Origin of the sequence: Rhodococcus sp. X156 (assembly GCF_004006015.1) — a bacterium.
Classification (GTDB): domain Bacteria; phylum Actinomycetota; class Actinomycetes; order Mycobacteriales; family Mycobacteriaceae; genus X156.
Genome location: NZ_CP034766.1, coordinates 1,923,662 through 1,945,496, shown reverse-complemented (window position 1 = coordinate 1,945,496; position 21,835 = coordinate 1,923,662). Strand labels below are relative to the sequence as shown.

At 71.8% G+C, this 21,835-nt stretch carries 21 protein-coding genes; 11 read left to right on the top strand and 10 right to left on the bottom strand.

From position 1 onward, the window contains the following. Positions 1–7 precede the first annotated feature (7 nt). The 3 genes from ELX43_RS09180 (at position 8) to secG (ending at position 2,362) form a co-directional block, all read left to right on the top strand. Positions 8–1,213 carry a phosphoglycerate kinase gene (locus ELX43_RS09180; protein ID WP_277601694.1) on the top strand — a complete coding sequence of 402 codons (1,206 nt, stop codon included), beginning with the start codon at positions 8–10 and terminating at the stop codon, positions 1,211–1,213. Next, a complete protein-coding gene (gene tpiA, locus ELX43_RS09175; protein WP_127783116.1) occupies positions 1,213–2,013 on the top strand; it encodes a triose-phosphate isomerase in 801 nt (266 codons plus the stop codon). Before ELX43_RS09180 ends, tpiA begins: the two co-directional genes overlap by 1 nt. A 112-nt stretch (positions 2,014–2,125) precedes the next feature. Continuing rightward, positions 2,126–2,362 carry a preprotein translocase subunit SecG gene (secG, locus tag ELX43_RS09170; protein ID WP_127783115.1) on the top strand — a complete coding sequence of 79 codons (237 nt, stop codon included), beginning with the start codon at positions 2,126–2,128 and terminating at the stop codon, positions 2,360–2,362. A 93-nt stretch (positions 2,363–2,455) separates the two neighbouring features. On the opposite strand, the gene pgl is transcribed toward secG, so the two are convergent. From pgl to tkt, 5 genes are read right to left on the bottom strand one after another with little or no spacing between them, the layout of a single operon-like run. Further along, complete coding sequence (gene pgl, locus ELX43_RS09165) at positions 2,456–3,235, bottom strand: 6-phosphogluconolactonase (RefSeq protein WP_127783114.1); 780 nt, start codon at positions 3,233–3,235, stop codon at positions 2,456–2,458. Further along, entirely contained in the window at positions 3,232–4,206 is a 975-nt protein-coding gene (opcA, locus tag ELX43_RS09160; protein ID WP_127783113.1) for a glucose-6-phosphate dehydrogenase assembly protein OpcA, read from the bottom strand. Before opcA ends, pgl begins: the two co-directional genes overlap by 4 nt. Beyond that, positions 4,203–5,762, bottom strand: a complete 1,560-nt coding sequence (zwf, locus tag ELX43_RS09155) for a glucose-6-phosphate dehydrogenase (protein ID WP_241248874.1) — start codon at positions 5,760–5,762, stop codon at positions 4,203–4,205. The genes opcA and zwf overlap by 4 nt, the downstream gene beginning before the upstream one ends. A 58-nt stretch (positions 5,763–5,820) precedes the next feature. Next, a complete protein-coding gene (tal, locus tag ELX43_RS09150) occupies positions 5,821–6,987 on the bottom strand; it encodes a transaldolase (protein ID WP_241248873.1) in 1,167 nt (388 codons plus the stop codon). After that, the gene (tkt, locus tag ELX43_RS09145) at positions 6,984–9,077 is read right to left on the bottom strand and encodes a transketolase (RefSeq protein ID WP_127783112.1); all 2,094 of its coding nucleotides are present in this window, start codon (positions 9,075–9,077) and stop codon (positions 6,984–6,986) included. The genes tal and tkt overlap by 4 nt, the downstream gene beginning before the upstream one ends. Before the next feature lie 322 nt (positions 9,078–9,399). Here tkt and ELX43_RS09140 point away from each other — a divergent pair, with 322 nt between their 5' ends. Next, on the top strand, positions 9,400–10,365 hold the full coding sequence (locus ELX43_RS09140) for a heme o synthase (protein ID WP_127783111.1): 966 nt from the start codon (positions 9,400–9,402) through the stop codon (positions 10,363–10,365). Here ELX43_RS09140 and ELX43_RS09135 read toward each other — a convergent pair. Then, positions 10,362–11,348, bottom strand: coding sequence for a quinone oxidoreductase (locus tag ELX43_RS09135; protein ID WP_127783110.1), 987 nt, complete (start codon positions 11,346–11,348; stop codon positions 10,362–10,364). The two genes, ELX43_RS09140 and ELX43_RS09135, sit on opposite strands and share 4 nt — an antisense overlap. A 51-nt stretch (positions 11,349–11,399) precedes the next feature. Between ELX43_RS09135 and ELX43_RS09130 the strand changes: the two genes are divergently transcribed. From ELX43_RS09130 to ELX43_RS09120, 3 genes are all read left to right on the top strand, one after another. Then, positions 11,400–11,729 (top strand): hypothetical protein, encoded by a 330-nt coding sequence (locus tag ELX43_RS09130; RefSeq protein WP_127783109.1) that lies wholly within the window; start codon positions 11,400–11,402, stop codon positions 11,727–11,729. A gap of 15 nt (positions 11,730–11,744) precedes the next feature. Beyond that, a complete protein-coding gene (locus ELX43_RS09125; RefSeq protein WP_127783108.1) occupies positions 11,745–12,515 on the top strand; it encodes a VOC family protein in 771 nt (256 codons plus the stop codon). A gap of 62 nt (positions 12,516–12,577) precedes the next feature. Continuing rightward, positions 12,578–12,946: a hypothetical protein gene (locus ELX43_RS09120; RefSeq protein ID WP_127783107.1), complete on the top strand. Its 369-nt coding sequence runs from the start codon at positions 12,578–12,580 to the stop codon at positions 12,944–12,946. A 30-nt stretch (positions 12,947–12,976) separates the two neighbouring features. On the opposite strand, the gene ELX43_RS09115 is transcribed toward ELX43_RS09120, so the two are convergent. Genes ELX43_RS09115 through mptB form a run of 4 tightly spaced genes read right to left on the bottom strand, consistent with a single transcriptional unit; the run spans position 12,977 to position 17,290 of the window. Further along, a complete protein-coding gene (locus tag ELX43_RS09115) occupies positions 12,977–13,909 on the bottom strand; it encodes a COX15/CtaA family protein (protein WP_241249891.1) in 933 nt (310 codons plus the stop codon). 53 nt (positions 13,910–13,962) lie between these two features. Continuing rightward, on the bottom strand, positions 13,963–14,769 hold the full coding sequence (locus ELX43_RS09110) for an ABC transporter permease (protein ID WP_127783106.1): 807 nt from the start codon (positions 14,767–14,769) through the stop codon (positions 13,963–13,965). Then, positions 14,766–15,710 carry an ABC transporter ATP-binding protein gene (locus ELX43_RS09105; protein WP_241248872.1) on the bottom strand — a complete coding sequence of 315 codons (945 nt, stop codon included), beginning with the start codon at positions 15,708–15,710 and terminating at the stop codon, positions 14,766–14,768. The genes ELX43_RS09110 and ELX43_RS09105 overlap by 4 nt, the downstream gene beginning before the upstream one ends. Then, entirely contained in the window at positions 15,707–17,290 is a 1,584-nt protein-coding gene (mptB, locus tag ELX43_RS09100) for a polyprenol phosphomannose-dependent alpha 1,6 mannosyltransferase MptB (protein WP_241249890.1), read from the bottom strand. The genes ELX43_RS09105 and mptB overlap by 4 nt, the downstream gene beginning before the upstream one ends. A gap of 252 nt (positions 17,291–17,542) precedes the next feature. On the opposite strand from mptB, the gene ELX43_RS09095 reads away from it, so the two are divergent. The 4 genes from ELX43_RS09095 (at position 17,543) to sufC (ending at position 21,835) form a co-directional block, all read left to right on the top strand. Next, entirely contained in the window at positions 17,543–18,289 is a 747-nt protein-coding gene (locus ELX43_RS09095; protein WP_241248871.1) for a transcriptional regulator, read from the top strand. Beyond that, positions 18,286–19,752 carry a Fe-S cluster assembly protein SufB gene (gene sufB, locus ELX43_RS09090; protein WP_127783105.1) on the top strand — a complete coding sequence of 489 codons (1,467 nt, stop codon included), beginning with the start codon at positions 18,286–18,288 and terminating at the stop codon, positions 19,750–19,752. Before ELX43_RS09095 ends, sufB begins: the two co-directional genes overlap by 4 nt. Before the next feature lie 2 nt (positions 19,753–19,754). Further along, positions 19,755–20,942: a Fe-S cluster assembly protein SufD gene (sufD, locus tag ELX43_RS09085; RefSeq protein WP_127783104.1), complete on the top strand. Its 1,188-nt coding sequence runs from the start codon at positions 19,755–19,757 to the stop codon at positions 20,940–20,942. Between the two features lie 77 nt (positions 20,943–21,019). Then, entirely contained in the window at positions 21,020–21,835 is an 816-nt protein-coding gene (sufC, locus tag ELX43_RS09080) for a Fe-S cluster assembly ATPase SufC (protein ID WP_127783103.1), read from the top strand.

The window sequence follows — 21,835 nt, the reverse complement described above, 5'->3', positions numbered from 1 at the left end:
CCGGGCTGTGCAGACTCTGCAGGACCTCCTGGACGCGGGCGTCGCAGGACGCACCGTCCTGGTGCGCTCGGACCTCAACGTTCCGCTCGAGGACGGCACCATCACCGATGCCGGCCGCATCGAGGCCTCGGCCCCGACGCTGACCACGCTGGCTGAGGCCGGCGCCCGGGTGATCGTCACCGCGCACCTGGGTCGCCCCAAGGGCGAGCCCGACCCCGCGCTGTCGCTGGGCCCGGTCGCGGCTCGGCTCGGCGACGCGCTCGGCCGCCCGGTGGCCCTGGCCGACGACGTGGTGGGCCCCTCGGCCCGGCGCCTCGCGGCCGACCTGGCCGACGGCGACGTGCTGCTGCTGGAGAACATCCGGTTCGACCCGCGCGAGACGTCGAAGTCCGACGAGGAGCGCGGCGAGCTGGCGGACGCGCTGGTGTCGCTCACCGGCACCAACGGTGCGTTCGTCTCCGACGGGTTCGGTGTGGTCCACCGCAAGCAGGCGTCGGTCTACGACGTGGCCCAGCGCCTGCCGCACCACGCCGGGCTGCTGGTCGAGGCGGAGGTGAAGGTGCTCGCCACCCTCACCGGCGACTCGCCCAAGCCGTACGCGGTGGTGCTGGGTGGGTCCAAGGTGAGCGACAAGCTGTCGGTCATCGAGGCCCTCGCACCGAAGGTCGACGCGCTGTTCATCGGCGGCGGGATGTGCTTCACCTTCCTGGCCGCGCAGGGACACATGGTCGGCGACTCGCTGCTGCAGCCGGAGATGATCGAGACCTGCCGCGACCTGCTCGAGCGGTTCGGCGAGAAGATCCACCTGCCTGTCGACCTGGTCGTCGCGGAGGCCTTCTCCGGCACCGTGCCGGTGCAGACCGTGCCCGCCACCGAGATCCCGGTGGGCCACATGGGTCTGGACATCGGCCCGGCCACGGTGGAGCGCTTCACCGGTGGTCTGCTGCAGGCGAGGACGATCTTCTGGAACGGCCCGATGGGCGTGTTCGAGATGTCCAACTTCGCCGGTGGTACCCGAGGCGTGGCCGAGGCCATCATCTCCGCCACCCGCGACGGCGCGTTCAGCGTGGTCGGTGGCGGTGACTCCGCCGCGGCGGTGCGCCTGCTGGACCTGCCCGAGGACGGCTTCTCGCACATCTCCACCGGTGGTGGGGCGTCGCTGGAGTACCTCGAGGGCAAAGAGCTCCCCGGCCTCGCAGTGCTGGAGGCGTGATGACGACGGCAAAGAGCTCTCGCACCCCGCTGATCGCGGGCAACTGGAAGATGAACCTCAACCACCTCGAGGCCATCGCCCTGGTGCAGAAGATCGCGTTCGCCCTGCCGGACAAGTACTTCGACAAGGTGGACGTGGCGGTCGTGCCGCCCTTCACCGACATCCGCAGCGTGCAGACCCTGATCGACGGGGACAAGCTGCGGCTGACCTACGGGGCCCAGGACGTCTCGGCGCACGACTCGGGTGCCTACACCGGTGAGATCAGCGGCTCCATGCTGGCCAAGCTGGGCTGCACCTACGTGGTGGTCGGACACTCCGAGCGCCGCAGCATGCACGCGGAGACCGACGCCGTGGTCTCGGCCAAGGTCGCTGCGGCCTTCCGGCACGGCCTCACGCCCATCGTGTGCGTGGGGGAGGGCCTGGAGGTCCGCGAGGCTGGTGACCAGGTGAGCTACTCGGTCGACCAGCTGCGTGGTTCGCTCGCGGGCTGCACCCCGGAGCAGGTGGCGTCCGTGGTGGTCGCCTACGAGCCGGTGTGGGCCATCGGCACCGGGCGGGTGGCCACTCCGGCCGACGCCCAGGAGGTGTGCGGTGCGCTGCGCAAGGAGCTCGTGGAGCTCGGCGGCGCCGCCGCCGGGGCTGCGGTCCGCGTGCTCTACGGCGGCTCGGTGACCTCCAAGAACGTCGGCGAGATCGTCGCCGAGAACGACGTCGACGGTGCCCTCGTCGGCGGCGCGAGCCTCAAGGGCGAGGAGTTCGCCACCCTGTGCGCGATCGCCGCCGGGGGACCGCTGCCCTGAGCCGGACACGTCCTGGTCGCCGCCACCCGAGAGGGGGCGGCGACCAGGGCGTTAGGCTGGGCGCGCGCACGACCGAGACCGACCACCGAGCGACCAAAGAGCTAGGACTTACATGAAGCTGTTCCTGCAGATTGTGCTCATCATCGCCAGCATGGCGCTGATCCTGCTCATCCTGCTGCACCGCGGCAAGGGCGGCGGACTGTCCACCCTCTTCGGTGGTGGCGTGCAGTCGAACCTGTCCGGCTCGAACGTGGTGGAGAAGAACCTCGACCGGATCACCATCTTCATCGGCCTGATCTGGGTGGTCTGCATCGTCGGCATCGGCCTGGCGATCAAGCTCGACGTCTGAGCGCCGCCCACTGATCGACCAGCACAGCTGATCTCACGACGCCGCCCGGCCGTCCCGCGAGGGACCGCCGGGCGGCGTCGTGTCGGTCCGCGGCTAGCTCAGCGGCGGCAGCAGCTCCCGGGGCAGGCGCGCCGCGGCGGAGCGGTCCAGCGCCCACAGGGTGCGTCGCTGGCCGGTGGCCCCCGCGGCGGGCAGAGCCACCTCGCCCGCGCCCTCCAGCGCCAGCTGCACCGCGGCTGCCTTGGCCTCCCCGGCCACGCACAGCCACACCTGGGCGGCCTGCCGGATGGCGGGCAGGGTCAGGGAGATGCGGGTGGGCGGCGGCTTGGGGCAGCCGCGCACCCCCACCACGCTGCGCTCGGTCTCGTGCACCGCGGGTGACTCGGGAAAGATCGACGCCACGTGGCCCTCGCCGCCCATGCCCAGCATCAGCACGTCGAAGCGGGGTACCGAGCCGTGGTCCTCCGGCTGGGCCTGCCCGGCGAGCACCGCTGCGTACCGCCGCGCGGCCGCCTCCGGGTCGTCGCCGTCGGGTCCGTCGGAGGCCGGCATGGCGAACACCCGCTCGGGATCGACCCCGACGTGGTCCAGCAGGGCGAGCCGCGCCTGCGTCTCGTTGCGCTCCGGGTCGCCGGTGGGCAGGAAGCGCTCGTCGCCGAAGTACACGTCCACCCTGGACCAGTCCACCGCGTAGCAGGCGGGGGAGCTGCGCAGCTGCTCCAGCAGGGCGATGCCCACCCCGCCGCCGGTGAGCACCACCGAGGCGCTGCCCTTGGCCGTCTGCGCGTCCACCAGCGTGGTCACCAGCCGAGCCGCCAGGGCCGCAGCCAGCACGTCCGCGTTGCTGTGCACCACCACCTGCGGCGTGCTCACACCATCTCCTCGTGGCTGGCCGAGCCGTCGTCCACCGCGAACCGGGAGGTCGCCGACCGGGATCGCTTCACCATGGTCAGCCCCTGCAGCGCGCGGGCGTAGATCTCGTCGGAGTCCAGCCGCCGCATCTCCTCGGACAGGCACTCCTTGATCTGGCGGCGCCCCAGCGCCACCGACCGGTCGGGCTGACCGGGCTGGGTGAGCACCCCCGCGGTGCCGGCCGGGCGCACCAGCGCCACCGGGCCGGACACCCGGTCCAGCACCACCGAGCCCAGGCCCTCGCCCTTGCGCACCCGCTTGACCGGCACGTCCAGGAACGCCGCGAGCCACCCGGCCAGCAGGTCCGAGGAGGGGGAGTCGGGTCCACCGGTGACCGTCGCCGAGCGCACCGGGTCGTAGGGCGGCTGGTCCAGCGCGCTGGCCAGCAGGGCCCGCCAGGTGGTCAGCCGGCTCCACGACAGGTCGGTGTCGCCGGGGGCGTAGCTCGCCGCGCGCTGCAGCAGGGCGCGACCGGGGTTCTTGGACGAGGACGCGTCGGTGATCCGCCGGGTGGCGAGCTGGCCCACCGGGTCGGCGGCGGGGTTGGCCGGCGGCTCGCCGGGCCACCAGGCCATCACCGGGGTGTCCGGCAGGAGGAATGGCACCGCGGCGCTGGCGGCGTGGTCAGCGAGCGGGCCGTAGAGCCGCAGCACCACCACCTCCGAGGCGCCGGCGTCACCGCCCACCCGGATCTGTGCGTCCAGGCGGGTGGCGGCCTTGCGGGCACCGCGAGCCAGCACGATCACCCGGCAGGGGTGCTCCCGGCTGGCGTCGTTGGCCGCGTCGATGATGGCCTCGGTCTGCACGTTGTCGTCGGTGGAGATCACCAGGGTGAGCACCCGCCCGAGGGTGACCGCGCCGCCGCTCTTGCGGAGGTCGACGATCTGCCGGTTCACCTTGCCGGTGGTGGTGGCCGGGAGGTCGATGATCATGGTCGTCTCCAGCTGCGGCCGCTGCGGGCCATCATCTCGTGCGCCGACTCCGGTCCCCAGGTGCCCGAGACGTAGGGCTCGGGGCGCCCCTCCGCGGCCCAGTGCCGGATGACCGGGTCGAGGATCTTCCAGGACAGCTCCACCTCGGCGTTCACCGGGAACAGCGACGGCTCGCCCAGCAGCACGTCCAGGATGAGCCGCTCGTAGGCCTCGGGGGAGGACTCGGTGAAGGCCTGGCCGTAGCTGAAGTCCATGCTCACGTCGCGCACCTCCATCCCGCTGCCGGGGACCTTGGAGCCGAAGCGCATGGTGATGCCCTCGTCGGGCTGCACCCGGATGACCAGTGCGTTCTGGCCCAGCTCCTCGGTCATGGTGCTGTCGAAGGGCAGGTGTGGCGCCCGCTTGAACACCACCGCGATCTCGGTGACCCGCCGGCCCAGCCGCTTGCCGGTGCGCAGGTAGAACGGCACCCCCGCCCAGCGGCGGGTGTCCACGTCCACGGTGATCGCCGCGAACGTCTCGGTGGTGGAGTCCTTGGCGAAGCCCTCCTCCTCCAGCAGCCCCACCACCTGCTGGCCGCCCTGCCAGCCGCCGGTGTACTGCCCGCGGGCGGTGGTGTCGTCCAGCGGCTGCACCAGCCGGGTGGCGGAGAGCACCTTGATCTTCTCGGCCTGCAGCTCGTGCGGGTCGAAGCTGATCGGCTCCTCCATGGCGATGAACGCCAGCAGCTGCAGGAGGTGGTTCTGGATGACGTCGCGGGCGGCGCCGATGCCGTCGTAGTAGCCGGCCCGGCCGCCGAGCCCGATGTCCTCGGCCATGGTGATCTGCACGTGGTCGACGTAGTGGGCGTTCCAGATCGGGTCGAACAGCTGGTTGGCGAAGCGCAGCGCCAGGATGTTCTGCACCGTCTCCTTGCCGAGGTAGTGGTCGATGCGGAACACCGAGTCCTCGGGGAACACCTCGTTGACCACCGCGTTGAGCTCGCGGGCGCTCTGCAGGTCGTGGCCGAAGGGCTTCTCGATCACCACCCGCCGCCACTCCCCGTCGGTCTGCTTGGCCAGGCCCGAGCGGGACAGCTGCTCGCAGACGGTGGGGAACGCCGCCGGCGGCACCGACAGGTAGAAGGCGTGGTTGCCGCCGGTGCCCCGCACCCGGTCGAGCTCGGCGAGGGTGGCGGCCAGGCTGTCGAACGCCGCGTCGTCGTCGAAGCTGCCCTGCACGAAGCGGAACCCCTCGGCGAGGGCGTTCCAGACGTCCTCGCGGAACGGCGTGCGGGCGTACTCGCGCACCGCGTCGTGCACCACCTTGCCGAAGTCCTCGTCGGCCCACTCCCGCCGGGCGAACCCGACGAGCGCGAAGCCGGGCGGCAGCAGGCCTCGGTTGGCCAGGTCGTACACGGCCGGCATCAGCTTCTTGCGGGCCAGGTCACCGGTGACGCCGAAGATCACCAGGCCACAAGGCCCGGCGATCCTCGGCAGCCGCTTGTCCCTGCTGTCACGCAGCGGGTTGACCCAGCCCTCGGCCAGCGGGTTGGTCCACCCGGCGGAAGGGGCCACTAGGTACTCCTCGGTGTCGCTCGACGTTCGTTGCTCGGGGCGGGTGGACCAGCCGTGCTCAGGCCTTCGCGGCGCTGTCCAGCTGGCCCTGCACGGTCTCGGACAGCTCGGACCAGGAGCCCATGAACTTCTCCACGCCCTCGTTCTCCAGCGCGAGGAAGACCTCGGTGATGTCGATGCCCACGCGCTCCAGGCTGTCGAACACCTCCTGGGCGGCCACCGAGGTGTCGCTGACGGTGTCGCCGGTGACCACGCCGTGGTCGGCGAAGGCCTCCAGGGTCTTCTCCGGCATGGTGTTCACCGTGTTCGGCGCCACGAGCTCGCTGACGTACATGGTGTCGGAGTAGTCGGGGTTCTTCACTCCGGTGGAGGCCCACAGCGGGCGCTGCGGGTGTGCGCCCTCCTTGGCCAGCTCGGCCCAGCGGGAGCCGACCTGGAAGACCTCCTCGAAGGCGCCGTAGGCCAGGCGGGCGTTGGCCAGGGCAGCCTTGCCGCGCAGCTCCATCGCCTCCGGCGTGCCGATGGCCTCCAGGCGCTTGTCCACCTCGCTGTCCACGCGGGAGACGAAGAACGACGCCACGCTCTCGATGGTGGCGAGGTCGTGCCCGGCCGTCCTGGCCTGCTCCAGCCCGTCGAGGAAGGCGTCGATCACCGCACGGTGCCGCTCGACGGAGAAGATCAGGGTCACGTTGACGCTGATTCCCTGGGCCAGGGTCTGGGTGATGGCCGACAGCCCCTCCTCGGTGGCGGGGATCTTGATCATCGCGTTCGGCCGGTCGACGATCTTCCACAGCTCGACCGCCTGTTCGACGGTCTTGTCGGTCTCGTGCGCCAGGCGGGGGTCGACCTCGATGGAGACCCGGCCGTCGCGGCCGCTGCTGGCCTCCCACGCCGGGCGCAGGACGTCGCAGGCCTCCCGGACGTCGTCGGTGGTCAGCACCCGCACGGTGGTGTCGAGGTCAGCGCCCTGGGCGGCCAGCTCACGCAGCTGGGCGTCGTAGGCGTCGCCCTTGGACAGCGCCCCGGCGAAGATCGTCGGGTTGGTGGTGACGCCCACGATGCTGCGGGTCTGCACCAGCTGCGCCAGGTTCCCGGTGCGCAGCCGCTCCCGGGAGAGGTCGTCCAGCCACACGCTCACCCCGGCCGCCGACAGCGCGGCCAGGTTCGGGTTCTGCTCGGTCGCAGGGCTGGTGCCTGCGGTGTTCACGTCTGTCATGGTTGTCATGCCTCCACTCGGGCGAGGGACCGCTGCGCGGCAGCCGTCACCGCCTCATCGGTGATGCCGAACTCTCGGTAGAGCGTCTCGTAGTCGGCGGACGCACCGAAGTGGTCGAGGCCGACGATCTCGCCGGCGTCCCCGACGTAGCGGTACCAGGTCAGCGGCGAGGCCGCCTCCACCGCCACGCGGGCCTTGACCGCGGCGGGGAGCACGGACTCCCGGTAGTCGGCGTCCTGCTCCTCGAACCACTCCACGCAGGGCATGGAGACCACGCGCGCACCGATGCCCTGTGCCTCCAGGGTCTCCCGGGTGGCCACCGCGATCTGCAGCTCGGAGCCGGTGCCGATGAGGATCACCTGCAGCGGGCCCGCCTCGGCGTCCTGCAGCACGTAGCCGCCGCGGGCGACGCCCTCGGTGCTGGTGCCCGCCAGGATCGGGATGTTCTGCCGGGTGAGCGCCAGACCGGCGGGGCCCTCGGGGCGCTCCAGCACGGCCTTCCAGGCGGCGGCGGTCTCGTTGGCGTCGCCAGGGCGCACCACGCTGAAGCCGGGGATGGCCCGCAGCGTGGCCAGGTGCTCGATCGGCTGGTGGGTGGGGCCGTCCTCGCCGAGGCCGATGGAGTCGTGCGTCCAGACGTGGATCACGGCCGACTTCATCAGCGCGGCCAGCCGCAGCGCGGGACGCTCGTAGTCGCTGAACACCAGGAAGGTGCCGCCGTAGGGGCGGGTGGGCCCGTGCAGCGCGATGCCGTTGAGCGCCGCCGCCATGGCGTGCTCGCGGACCCCGAAGTGCAGGGTGCGCCCGTAGGGCTGGGCGGTCCAGGTGTCGGTGGAGATCGACGTGGGGCCGAAGGAGTCCGAGCCCTTGATGGTGGTGTTGTTGCTGCCGGCCAGGTCGGCCGAGCCGCCCCACAGCTCGGGCAGCACCGGGCCGAGGGCGTTGAGCACGGCCTCCGACGCCTTGCGGGTGGCCACGGCCTTGTCGTCGGTGGACCAGGTGGGGAGGTTGTCGGCGTAGCCGTCGGGCAGCGTGCGGCCCAGGAGCCGGTCCAGCAGCTGCTTGCGCTCGGGCTCGCGCTCGGCCCAGGCCTGGAAGGTGGGCTCCCAGTCCTCGTGCGCCGCGGTGCCGCGGTCCTTGGCCTGCCGGGTGTGCTTGATGACCTCGTCGCTCACCTCGAAGGACTTCTCCGGGTCGAAGCCCAGCTCCTTCTTGACGGCGGCGACCTCCTCGTCGCCGAGGGCGGCACCGTGCGCGGCACCGGTGTTCATCTTCTTCGGGGCGGGGTAGCCGATGATGGTGCGCAGCACGATGATCGAGGGACGGCTCGTCTCGTCCCGGGCTGCAAGCAGCGCCCGCTCGATGGCCACGACGTCCTCGCCGCCCTCCACCACCTGAACGTGCCAGCCGTAGGCCTCGTAGCGCTTGGCGGTGTCCTCGCTCAGCGCGATGTCGGTGTTGTCCTCGATGGAGATCTTGTTGTCGTCGTAGATCACCACGAGGTTGCCGAGCTGCTGGGTGCCGGCGAGCGAGGACGCCTCGGAGGTGATGCCCTCCTCGATGTCACCGTCGGAGGCGATCACGTACACGTGGTGGTCGAACGGGCTCTGGCCCAGCTCCGGCTCCGGGTCGAACAGGCCGCGCTCGCGGCGGGCCGCCATCGCCATGCCCACGGCCGAGGCCAGCCCCTGGCCCAGCGGGCCGGTGGTGATCTCGATGCCCGGGGTGTGCCGGTGCTCGGGGTGGCCGGGGGTGGCCGAGCCCCAGGTGCGCAGCTCCTTGAGGTCCTGCAGCTCCAACCCGTAGCCGGCCAGGTACAGCTGGATGTACAGCGTCAGGCTGGAGTGCCCGGCGGAGAGCACGAAGCGGTCGCGACCGATCCAGTCGGCGTCCGTGGGGTCGTGGCGCATCACCCGCTGGAAGAGGGTGTAGGCCAGCGGCGCCAGGCTCATCGCGGTGCCGGGGTGGCCGTTGCCCTTGTGCTGCACGGCGTCGGCGGCCAGCACCCGCGCGGTGTCCACGGCGCGGGTGTCCAGCTCCGACCAGCCGTCGGGGTAGTTGGGTCGAGTGAGGGCACTGATCTCGGCGGTCACCGGCACGTCGTGGGGCTCCTGACACTGTTGCTGGGTGGGACCAGCGGTGAGACCCGACGTCAACGCCGTGCGGCGCACAGGGTGGCGTCGGGGTCCTGCCTCCGGTTGCCCGTTGTCTGCGGCCAAGCCTAGTGCGGCTGCACCACAATGACGATGTCGGCGATGATCTTGGGCGCCACCGGCTGCCGATGCCCCGTCACCCCGGGGCTGACGTTCTCGCCACACTCCTCGGTGCGGGGCGGGTGGTGGCCCGCAGGCCGTCTACCATTGCTCGCGGTAGAGGGTCACAGTTCTGTACTGACGGCCGAATCTTATTTGAGGAGAAGCGGTGCGGACAGCGGAACGGACCAGCCGAGCGCAGGCGACGCCGGGGCCGGGTCACGGTGCTGGTCAGCGCCTTCGCGCCAAGGTGGGCGCCTACGTCGGGCTGACCAAGCCCCGCGTGATCGAGCTGCTGCTGGTCACCACCATCCCGGCGATGCTGCTGGCGCAGCGCGGTGTCGACCCGCTGCCGCTGCCCCTGCCGCTGCTGGTGCTCACCACCCTGTTCGGTGGGATGCTCGCCGCGGCCAGCGCCAACACGCTCAACTGCGTGGCTGACGCCGACATCGACAAGGTGATGAAGCGCACAGCTCGACGCGCCCTCGCCCGGGAGACCGTGCCCACCCGGCACGCGCTGGTCTTCGGGCTCGCGCTGGGCGTGCTGTCCTTCTTCTGGCTGTGGGCCACCACCAACTTGTTCGCCGGTGTCCTCGCCGTGGCGACCATCCTCTTCTACGTCCTCGTCTACACCCTGGTGCTCAAGCGCCGCACCACCCAGAACGTGGTGTGGGGCGGCGCCGCCGGGTGCATGCCGGTGGTCATCGGGTGGGCCGCGGTGACCGGCACGGTGGAGTGGCCGGCAGCGGTCATGTTCGGAATCATCTTCTTCTGGACGCCGCCGCACACCTGGGCGCTGGCGATGCGCTACAAGGAGGACTACCGCGCGGCCGGCGTGCCGATGCTGCCGGTGGTGGCCACCGCGCAGGAGGTCACGCGCAAGATCGTGCTCTTCAGCTGGGTGATGGTGGCGGTCAGCCTGTTGCTGCTGCCGGCCACCGGATGGCTCTACGCCGCCGTGGCCGTGCTCACCGGCGCCTGGTTCCTGGTGATGGCCCACCGGTTGTACGCGGCCACCAAGGCCGGTCGGCAGACCAACCCGATGAAGCTCTTCCACCTGTCCAACACGTACCTGTCGCTGCTGTTCATCGGCATCGCGGTCGACTCCGTGCTGAACCTGCCCACCCTGCTCTAGCTGTTCCTCCCGCTCGGCTCCGGCAGCAGGACGAGCGAACCCGTGGTGGACCGCGCCTGCAGGTCGCGGTGCGCCTGGGCGGCCTCGGACAGCGGGTAGGTGGCTCCCACGCGCACCCGCAGGCTGCCGTCAACGACGGCCCCGAACACGGCGTCGGCCCGCCAGGTGAGCTCCGGGCGGTTGCGCGTGTAGTGCGCCAGCGTGGGGCGGGTGAGGTAGAGCGACCCCGCCGCGTTGAGCCGCTGGGGGTCCACCGGTGGCACCGGCCCGCTGGCAGCCCCGAACAGCGCCAAGGTCCCGCGCACCCGCAGCGCGGCCAGGCTGGCGTCGAAGGTGGCCGCGCCCACGCCGTCGTAGACCGCCGCCACCCCCTCGCCCGCCGTCAGCTCGCGCACCTGCGCAGCCAGGTCGTCGCCGTAGCGCAGCACGTGCGCGGCGCCGGCCGTGCGGGAGAGCTCGGCCTTGGCGTCGGTGGACACCGTGGTGATGACGGTGACGCCCGCGGCCACCGCCAGCTGGGTCAGCATCAGCCCCACCCCGCCCGCGCCGGCGTGCAGCAGGACCGTGTCGCCGGGCTGGGCCGGGTAGGTGGAGGTGAGCAGGTAGTGCGCCGTCATGCCCTGCAGCAGCGCCGAGGCCGCCTGGTCGTCCGGCACGCCGGCCGGTACCGCCACGGCGGCGCTGGCGGGCACCACCACCTGCTCGGCGTAGCTGCCCGGTGCGGAGCACCAGGCCACCCGGTCACCCACCGCGAAGTCGGTGACGTCCGCGCCGAGGGCCTGCACCACGCCGGCGCCCTCCAGGCCGGGCACGGACGGCAGCTCCACCGGATACTGGCCGGTCCGGTAGTAGGTGTCGATGTAGTTGACCCCCGCCGCGGCCACGCTGACCAGCAGCTCGCCCGGCCCCGGCACGGGCTCGGCGACGGTGGTGGGGACGAGGACCTCGGGTCCGCCGGTGGCGGTGATCTGGATGGCGCGCACGGGGTAAGTCCTACCCGATGGGCTCCCCGGCTGACCCGTTAAGGTGCTCGCATGAGCGACAGCGAGCCGAACGAGCTGAAACCAGTCGACCCCGACGCCCCCAAGGGCGCGGTGAGCACGGTGGACAAGTTCGCCGCCGAGCACGGCGACGGTGCCACCGCGGTGGTGCAGTACGTCGGCCGCAGCGCCGTGCGGGTGACGCTGGTCGGTGCCGACGGCACGCTGGGCGACGTGGTGGTTCCGGACATGGAGACCGCCGAGCAGCTGGTGGCCCGCTCCACCGCCACGCAGGCCGAGTGGGACCGTGAGCTCGCCGGCGCGGTGAAGACCCCCAAGGGCCTGGCCAAGAGGATGGCCGGGTACCTGGCTCGCGACAAGTAGCTCCGCCTCGACGCGATGAACGTGCCGGTGCGGTGGATCAACGCCTTCCTGGACACCCCAGCGTCCCAGGGCGAGCAGCTCGCGCGGTTCTGGAGCTCGGTGAGCGGGCACGCGGTGTCCGCCACGCCCCGGGGAGAGCACGGCGAGCTGGTGCCGCTGGAGCCGGTGGACGCAGATCCACACCTGTGGCTGCAGGAGGTCGACGACGCGCCCCGGGTGCACCTCGACCTCTACGTCGCCGGCCTCGACCAGGCGGTGGCCGAGGCCACCGCGCTGGGGGCGACGGTCACCAGCCGACCCAGGGACGGGCTGGTGGTGCTCACCTCGCCCGGCGGCCTGCCGTTCTGCTTGGTGGCGCACGCCGGGGAGTCGCGCCGCGCGGCACCGGCACCCTGGCCGGAGGGCGCGTCCGCGGTCGACCAGATCTGCATCGACGTCGCCCGGGACCGCTACGACGCCGAGGCGGCGTTCTGGCGCGAGCTGACCGGCTGGCCGGTGCAACCGAGGATCACCTCGATGGTGTTCGAGCGGCTCGTCTCGCCCGACGAGCTGCCGATGCACCTGCTCCTGCAGCGGCTGGACGAGGAGAGCGGTCCCACCCGGGCGCACCTGGACGTCGCTGCGGCCGACCGGGACGCCGAGGTGCGCAGGCACGAGGGTCTGGGCGCCGAGGTGGTGCGGCGCACCGAGGACTGGACGGTGCTGCGCGACCCGGCCGGTCGGGAGTACTGCGTGGTCGACCGGGATCCGGCGGACTGGGTGCGGCGCTCGGCCCGCCTGGCCTAGCCCACCCGGCGCGCGTGCGTGAACGGCGCACGCGCGCACCTTCTCCGCACTAGGGTCCTGCTGTGCCCCCCGTGCCTGCGCGTCGTCGTCGTCCCGGCCCCGGCCTGCAGCTGGCCGTGCTGCTGAGCATCCCTGCGCTCGTGGTGATCGACGAGCACGTGCGCTTCGCCTTCGTCCCCGACGGTGTGCGCAGGGCGATCCACCTGCCGCTGAACAACCCGTTCGTCTTCATGGGCCTCATGCTCGTCGTGGTTGCCATCGCCACCCTGGTCGCGCGACGGCACCGCCCGGGCCCGCAGGGCCGGACCACCAGCGAGTCCCCCACGTCCGGCTTCGACGGTGGCGGTTCCTTCTCCCACGGCGGTTCCTCCTTCGACGGCGGAGGCGGTGACGGCGGTGGCGGTGGCGACGGGGGTGGCGGTGGCTGCTAGCGAGCAGGCCGCCCCGGCCGCCGCTGCGGCCTAGTGGGCAGCGGCCGGGCTCAGCTGGGGCGAGCGGTCGGCCAGGTCCTCGGTGAGCGGCGTCCGCACGCGGGTCCTGGCCCAGAGCGCGGCCATGGCCCAGGTGGTGGCACACGCACCAGCGACGTGGGCGGCCACCAGCGCCTCGGGGACGCCGGTGAAGTACTGCACCACCCCGATCCCGCCCTGAGCGAGCACCACCGCGGCGAGGATCCACCACTGCCGCAGGACAGCGCGGGGTGCGGCCACCGCCTTGAAGGCGAAGTAGGCACCGACGAGCAGGCCCAGGTAGCCGACCAGCAGCTCGGCGTGCAGCTGGGCCAGTGCCGGGATGTCGAGGTCCAGGCGGGGGGTCTCGGAGTTGCCGGCGTGCGGTCCTGCGCCGGTGACCATGGTCCCGGCGACCATCAGGGCGGCGAGCACGGCGGTGGCCACGGCGAGCAGCGTCCGCAGCGGCGGCGGCACCGTCAGGTGCGGCTGCCCGGTGTCCGGCTGGCCCACCCCGACGTGCAGCTGCACCGCCAGCCAGACCAGCACGGTGGAGACCAGCAGGTGCAGGGCGACGGTCCACCACTCCAGCCCGGTGAGCACGGTGATGCCGCCGAGCACGGCCTGCACCACGGTGCCCAGGGGCAGCGACCACGCGTAGCGCTTGAGCGACGTGCGCCGTCCTGCGCGCAGCACCACCAGCAGCACCGCCACCGCCGCCGCGGTCACCACGTAGGTGAGCAGGCGGTTGCCGAACTCGATGGCCTGCTCGTAGGCGGGGACGTCGTGGGCGCCGGTCGGCACCATGCTGCCGGGGAAGCACTGCGGCCAGGTGGGGCAGCCCAGGCCCGACCCGGTGACCCGCACGACCGCCCCGGTGACCGCGATCCCGGCCTGGGTCAGCGCGGCCACGAAGGTGAACCTGCGCTGGGCGGGAACGGACAGCTGGGGGAGTGCCGAGAGGCCGGGGAGGTGCACGTGAACGATGGTAGGGGGAGTCAGGTGAAGCGGAAGGTGCGGGTCGCGGCGAGCGCTCCCACCACACCCCACACGAGCAGCGCCAGCAGCCCGGTCAGGTTCACCGACGTGTGCATGGTCGCCTCGCGCAGCACCTCGGTGAGCGCCCCGGAGGGCAGCAGCCGGGCGATCTCGGCGAGGGCGTCGGGCAGCCGGTCCAACGGAACCACGATGCCGCCGAGGCCCAGCAGCACGAACCAGATGATGTTGGCCAGCGCCAGCACGATCTCGGCCTTGAGCCAGCCGCCGATCAGCAGGCCCAGCGCGCCGAAGGCGAAAGTCCCCACTGCCAGGGCGATCACGCCGAGGGCAAGTCCAGCGACGCTGGGCCGCCAGCCGATGGCCAGGCCGATCACCCCGAGGAGCAGCGCCTGCAGCGCCACCACCACGAGCACCGCGGCCACCTTGCCGCCGAGGATCCCCCAGCGCGGCAGCGGGGTGGCGCCCAGCCGCTTGAGGGCGCCGTAGCGGCGGTCGAAGCCGACCGCGATGGCCTGCCCGGTGAACGCGGTGGACATCACGGCGAGAGCCATCACACCCGGCACCACCGAGTCCACCCGGGGCTCGGGCAGGTCCACGATCGGCAGCAGGCTCAGACCCACCAGCAGCGTGATCGGGATGAGCATCGTGAGCAGGAGCTGCTCGCCGTTGCGCAGCAGCAGCAGCAGCTCCAGCCGGCCCTGGGCCAGCAGCATCCGCCCCGGGGTGGCCGGGCGCGGGTCCGGTGCGAAGGTCCCGGCGGGGAAGCGCGGCTCGGCCTGCCCGCGGGCATCGGCTTGCGCTGTCATCGTCTGAGCTCCCGTCCGGTCAGCTCGAGGAACACGTCCTCCAGGCTGCGTCGTGCCACCTGCAGGTCGGTGGCGAGCACGTCCATCCGCGCGCACCAGGAGGTGACCGTGGCCAGCACCTGCGGGGTGATCTCGCCCTCCACCAGGTAGCGCCCCGGCTGTGGCTCCGAGGTGATGTAGCCCTCCGGCAGCGCCAGCGCCAACAGCTCGACGTCCAGGCGGCTGGGCGCGGAGAAGCGCAGCTGCTGCTCGGCCCCGACGGTGGTCAGCTCGGCGGGCGTGCCCTCGGCGACCATCCGTCCGGCGTCCACGATCGCCACGTGGTCGGCCAGCTCCTCGGCCTCGTCGATGAGGTGGGTGGTGAGCACCACGCTCACCCCGTCGCGGCGCAGCCCGTCCACCAGGTCCCAGACCAGCAGCCGGGCCTGGGCGTCCAGACCGGCAGTCGGCTCGTCCAGGAACACCAGCTCCGGGCGGTTGACCAGCGCGCAGGCCAGCGCCAGGCGCTGCTGCTGCCCGCCGGAGAGCCGCCGGTAGGGCGTGCGCACCGCGTCGGTGAGCCCGAGCGTGCGCAGCAGCCAGTCCGGGTCGTGCGGGCGGTCGGAGTAGGCCGCGATGAGGCGGAGCATCTCCCCGGCCTTCGCACCCGGGTAGGCGCCACCGCCCTGCAGCATCACCCCGATCCGCGGACGCAGCTCGTCGCTCTGGCCCACCGGGTCGAGGCCGAGCACGCGCACGGTGCCGGAGTCGGGGGCGGAGAAGCCCTCGCACATCTCGACGGTGGTGGTCTTGCCGGCGCCGTTGGGGCCGAGCAGCGCCAGCACCTGGGCGGGCTGCACCTCGAGGCTGAGCCCGGCTACCGCGGTGGTGGGACCGAAGGACTTGACCACGTCGCGCAGCTGCACGGCGGCAGCGGGTGGCGCGGAGGAAGCAGAGGTCACGGGGTGCCAGCGTATGCGGCCGGTCGACCGGGCAGAGCGGCAGGCCGAAGGAACTCCCGCCACGGCAGCACCTTGCGGGTGAGGAACATCGCGACCAGGGCGACGACCACGGCAGCCGCCGCGGCCTCCACGATGACGAACGGCGGATACTCCGCGCCGTTGGGCATCAGCAGCACCGCCACGGCCGCGGACACCGCCACCGCCACCCGGCGGTAGGCCGGCGCCGACGCCCACGCCGCGAGCGGGATCGCCGCCCAGAGCAGGTACCAGGGGTGCACCACCGGGAACAGCAGCACCACTGCTCCCAGGGTGATGCCCAGCCCGCCCACGGCGTGCAGGCGCCCGCGCAGCACCGCGAAGAGCATCCGGGCCCCCACGTAGGTCGCCAGCGCCGAGCCGATGAGCCGGGTGTAGGTGAGGATCGCTGACGTGTGGTCGCCCAGGCCCAGCAGCTTGCCGACCAGGCCGGTGAGCATGCCCGACAGCGTGGACATCGACATCCAGGAGCGCACGGCGTTGGCGGTGCCCAGCGTCTTGGTCCAGCCGAAGCCCAGCCCGCTGAGCCCGCCGATGAGCAGGAACACCGCCGCCGTCACCCCGAGCAGCAGGGCCCCGGCCGCCACCACCGCACGCAGGCTCGCCCCCCACCGCCGGGCCAGCGCCATCCCCACAAAGCCCAGCGCCAGCAACGAGGGCACCTTGACCGCGGCGGAGAGCACCACCAGGGCGGAGCCGGCGAGGAGGAGCAGCAGGGCCCGCCCGCGCAGCGGCCCGGCGGTCTCCACCCCGCGCAGCGCCAGCTCGACCCCGGCCAGCATCAGGCCGATCATCAGCGCCTCGTTGTGGATGCCGGAGACCAGGTGGAACAGCACCAGCGGGTTGAGCGCACCCAGCCACAGCGCGGACACCGGGGCCACCCCGCAGCGCCGGGCCAGCCGGGGCAGGGCCCACACGATCAGCGCGACCCCGACCAGGGCCAGCAACCGGTGCAGGAAGATGCCGGTGAGGATGGAGTCCCGGGAGATCGAGGAGATGCCGCGCCCGATCCACAGGAAGAACGGCCCGTAGGGGGCGGGGGTGTCCCGCCAGATGGTGGGGACCGTGCGGGTGAGGACGTTGCTCACCCCCAGTGCCTGCGCCGGCCCGAGCACGTACGGGTCCAGCCCGCGGGCGGCGATCTCGCTCTGCGCCAGGTAGGAGTAGACGTCCTTGCTGAACATCGGCGGCGCCACGGTGAGCGGCAGCGCCCACAGCAGCAGGGTGCGGTCGAGCTGGGAGCGGGACATCCGGCGCGGGGCGCCGCCCCTGGCGAAGCGACCGATCACCAGCCACGCCAGCACCACCAGGATCATCCCGGTGATGGTGATGGCCAGCGCGGTGGCGGGCATCCGGGCGGGCAGGCCCAGCAGCCGCACCCCCTGCAGCGGGTTCTGCAGCACCGGGTTGGCGCCGGCGCCCAGCGAGCCCAGGGCCATCAGGACGGTGCCGGTGGCGCCGAGGCGGCGGGCGGCGCGCAGCTGGGCCAGCTCGGCCCGGGAGAGCGCGGCGGCCGGTGGCTCCACGTCGTGCAGGCGGGCGATGCCGGTGCTCAGCACCGAGCGCCGGTGCTCCGGTGGACGTCCCGCCTCCGCGGGCGGTGCCGCTGCGGAGGCGGACGACGCCACCCTGGGACCGTCACCACGCCGTGTTCGTCCCGCCGGTGTCACAGCGACACCCTAGTCGGGTCACGCGTGGTGACACGGCACACCGCCACGGCCCACGAGTGGACAGCGCCACGGCAATTGCGTCACACTAGTGTTGTGAAAAAGGTCCTATCTGCGCAGGAGAGTCCGGTGACCCGTCCGCGGGCCGCCGCGGCGCTGCCTGGACGGACCGAGCAGGCCAAGTCCCTGGGTGTGCCCCACCGTGCCCAGGAGCAGCAGACCCGGGAGTGCGTGGCCCGCGAGCTGCTGGAGAAGGGTCCGGTCACGGCGTCCGACGTGGCGCAGACCCTCGGGGTTAGCCCCGCGGGGATCCGGCGACACCTGGACGCGCTGGTGGCCAGCGACGAGGCCACCAGCATCAGTGCACCCGCCCTGGTGCGCCGGGGTCGGGGCAGGCCCGCCCGGCAGTACCTGCTCACCGCGACCGGCCGGGCGCGCTTCGGCCGCTCGGAGGGCTTGTCGGAGCTGGCGGCGTCCGCGCTGCGCCAGCTGCGCGAGCTCGGGGGAGACTCAGCGGTCCGGGAGTTCGCCCGCCGCCGCGTCGCCGCCATCACCAGTCGGGTCCAGCCGAACCAGAGTGCCGCAGCCACGGCCGATAGCCTGGCCCAGGCACTGACTGACGCGGGCTACGCCGCATCGACCCGCGAGGTCGGCAACGGCGTCCAGCTGTGCCAGCACCACTGCCCGGTGGCAGAGGTCGCTGCAGAGTTCCCAGAGCTGTGCGAGGCCGAGCGTTCCGTGTTCGCGGACCTGCTCGGCACCCACGTGCAGCGCCTGGCCACCATCGCCAACGGCGACCCGGTGTGCACCACCCACGTACCAACCGGCGCGCAGCCCGCGCCGAACCGCACCGCTCTCCGAAAGGAGCACGCATGACAGTCACCCAGAACGAGGTCGACCCGACGGCCGCCACGCCCGTCGCCGCGCCGACCATGACCCAGGACGAGACGATCGCCTCCCTGGGCCACTACGCGTTCGGCTGGGCGGACTCCGACGAAGCGGGCTCCGTCGCCAAGCGCGGCCTGTCCGAGGCCGTCGTGCGCGACATCTCGGAGAAGAAGAGCGAGACCAGCTGGATGCTCGAGAAGCGCCTCAAGGCCCTCGACATCTTCAACCGCAAGCCCATGCCCAGCTGGGGTGCGGACCTGTCGGGCATCGACTTCGACAACATCAAGTACTTCGTGCGCTCCAGCGAGAAGCAGGCGGCCACCTGGGACGACCTGCCCGCCGACATCAAGGCGACCTACGACAGGCTCGGCATCCCCGAGGCGGAGAAGCAGCGCCTGGTCTCCGGCGTGGCGGCGCAGTACGAGTCCGAGGTCGTCTACCACTCCATCCGCGAGGACCTGGAGGAGCAGGGCGTCATCTTCATGGACACCGACACCGGGCTGCGCGAGCACCCGGAGCTGTTCGAGGAGTACTTCGGCTCGGTGATCCCGGCCGGGGACAACAAGTTCTCCGCGCTGAACGCCGCGGTGTGGTCCGGCGGGTCGTTCATCTACGTGCCCAAGGGCGTGCACGTGGAGATCCCGCTGCAGGCCTACTTCCGGATCAACACCGAGAACATGGGCCAGTTCGAGCGGACGCTGATCATCGTCGACGAGGACGCCTACGTGCATTACGTCGAGGGCTGCACCGCGCCGATCTACAGCTCGGACTCCCTGCACTCCGCGGTCGTGGAGATCATCGTGAAGAAGGGCGGCCGCTGCCGCTACACGACCATCCAGAACTGGTCGAACAACGTCTACAACCTGGTGACCAAGCGCGCCAAGGCCGAGGCCGGCGCCACCATGGAGTGGATTGACGGCAACATCGGCTCCAAGGTCACCATGAAGTACCCGGCCGTGTGGATGATGGGCGAGCACGCTCACGGTGAGGTGCTCTCCGTGGCGTTCGCCGGCGAGGGCCAGCACACCGACGCCGGGGCCAAGATGCTGCACCTGGCGCCCAACACCACCTCCACCATCGTCAGCAAGTCGGTGGCCCGGGGCGGTGGCCGCAGCTCCTACCGCGGGCTGGTGCAGATCAACAAGGGAGCGCACGGCTCCAAGTCCACGGTGAAGTGTGACGCGCTGCTGGTCGACCAGATCAGCCGCAGCGACACCTACCCGTACGTGGACATCCGCGAGGACGACGTGTCCATGGGCCACGAGGCCACCGTCTCCAAGGTCAGCGACGACCAGCTCTTCTACCTGATGAGCCGTGGGCTCACGGAGGACGAGGCGATGGCGATGATCGTGCGTGGCTTCGTCGAGCCGATCGCCCGGGAGCTGCCCATGGAGTACGCCCTCGAGCTGAACCGACTGATCGAGCTACAGATGGAAGGGGCCGTGGGCTGAGCATGAGCGCGCCCAACACAGCACCAGAGCGTCCCACCCAGACCCCGGTCGTCCCGGCGGTCAGCCGTGGCGCCGCCTTCACGTCCTACGACGTCGAGGCCTTCGAGGTCCCCACCCACCGCGACGAGGCGTGGCGGTTCACCCCGCTCAAGCGCCTCCGCGGACTGCACGACGGGTCGGCCCCGGCCACCGGTCGCACCACCGTGGAGATCACCGCCCCGGACGGTGTGACCGTGGAGAAGGCCGACCGCAGCGACCCGCGCATCGGTGCGGCCGGCACTCCCGCCGACCGTGTCGCGGCCCAGGCGTGGAGCTCCTTCACCGAGGCCACCGTCGTCACCGTGGCCAAGGAGACCGAGGTCGCCGAGCCCGTCATGGTCACCGTGACCGGCCCCGGCGTCGACCAGGTGGCCTACGAGCACACCCAGATCCGGCTGGAGCCTTTCGCCCGCGCCGTGGTGGTCGTCGACCAGCGCGGCTCCGGCACCCTGGCGGAGAACCTCGAGCTGGTGGTCGGCGACTCCGCCCACCTGACCGTGGTCACCGTCCAGGACTGGGCCGACGACGCCGTGCACGTGGCGTCGCACCACGCCAAGCTCGGTCGCGACTCGGTGCTGCGGCACACCGCCATCAGCCTGGGCGGCTCCGTGGTCCGGCTCACCCCCACGGTGCTGTACTCCGCGCCCGGCGGTGACGCGCAGATGCTCGGCGTGTACTTCGCCGACGCCGGCCAGCACCTGGAGCAGCGGCTCTTCGTGGACCACTCGCAGCCGCACTGCCGCTCCGACGTGATGTACAAGGGCGCGCTGCAGGGCGTGGACAGCGGCGGTGCCGGCGACGCGCACACCGTCTGGATCGGCGACGTGCTCATCCGCGCCGCTGCCGAGGGCACCGAGACCTTCGAGCTCAACCGCAACCTGCTGCTCACCGACGGCGCGCGCGCCGACTCGGTGCCCAACCTGGAGATCGAGACCGGCGAGATCGTCAGCGCCGGGCACGCCAGCGCCACCGGCCGCTTCGACGACGAGCAGCTGTTCTACCTGCGCTCGCGGGGCATCACCGAGGAGCAGGCGCGTCGGCTCGTGGTTCGTGGGTTCTTCCACGAGGTGCTGGCCAAGATCACCGTCGCCGAGGTGCGCGAGCGCCTCGAGGCCGCCATCGAGACGGAGCTCTCCGCCGTGGGCATCTGAGCCTCCCGCTCAGCCCCCGGCGGCGCGTCCGTCCCTCCCACTCGCACCGACCTTCCTGAACTGGAGACCACAACCTGATGTCCACCCTGGAGATCCGCGACCTGCACGTCAGCGTGAACACCGGTGACGCCGCAGAGCCGACCAAGCAGATCCTGCGCGGGGTCAACCTCACCGTCCGCTCCGGCGAGACGCACGCCATCATGGGGCCCAACGGCTCCGGCAAGTCGACCCTGTCCTACGCCATCGCCGGCCACCCCAAGTACGAGGTGACCTCCGGCTCCATCACCCTCGACGGTGAGGACGTGCTGGCGATGAGCGTGGACGAGCGCGCCCGCGCCGGGCTGTTCCTGGCCATGCAGTACCCCGTCGAGGTGCCCGGCGTGTCCATGTCCAACTTCCTGCGCACCTCGGTCACCTCCACCCGCGGCGAGGCCCCCAAGCTGCGCCACTGGGTCAAGGAGGTCAAGAGCGCGATGGCCGACCTGGACATCCAGCCCGAGTTCGCCGAGCGCTCCGTCAACGAGGGCTTCTCCGGTGGTGAGAAGAAGCGCCACGAGATCCTGCAGCTGGCGCTGCTCAAGCCGAAGATCGCGATCCTGGACGAGACCGACTCCGGCCTTGACGTGGACGCGCTGCGCATCGTCAGCGACGGCGTCAACCGCTACAAGGCCGACAACGACGGCGGCGTGCTGCTCATCACGCACTACACCCGCATCCTCAAGCACATCACGCCCGACTACGTGCACGTGTTCTCCGGTGGCCGCGTGGTGGAGTCCGGCGGTCCCGAGCTGGCCGACGAGCTGGAGACCAACGGCTACGTGCGGTTCACCAACGCCGACAAGGCCGAGGCGGCTGCGGTGCTGACGGCGAACCAGCAGGATGTGACGGTCTGA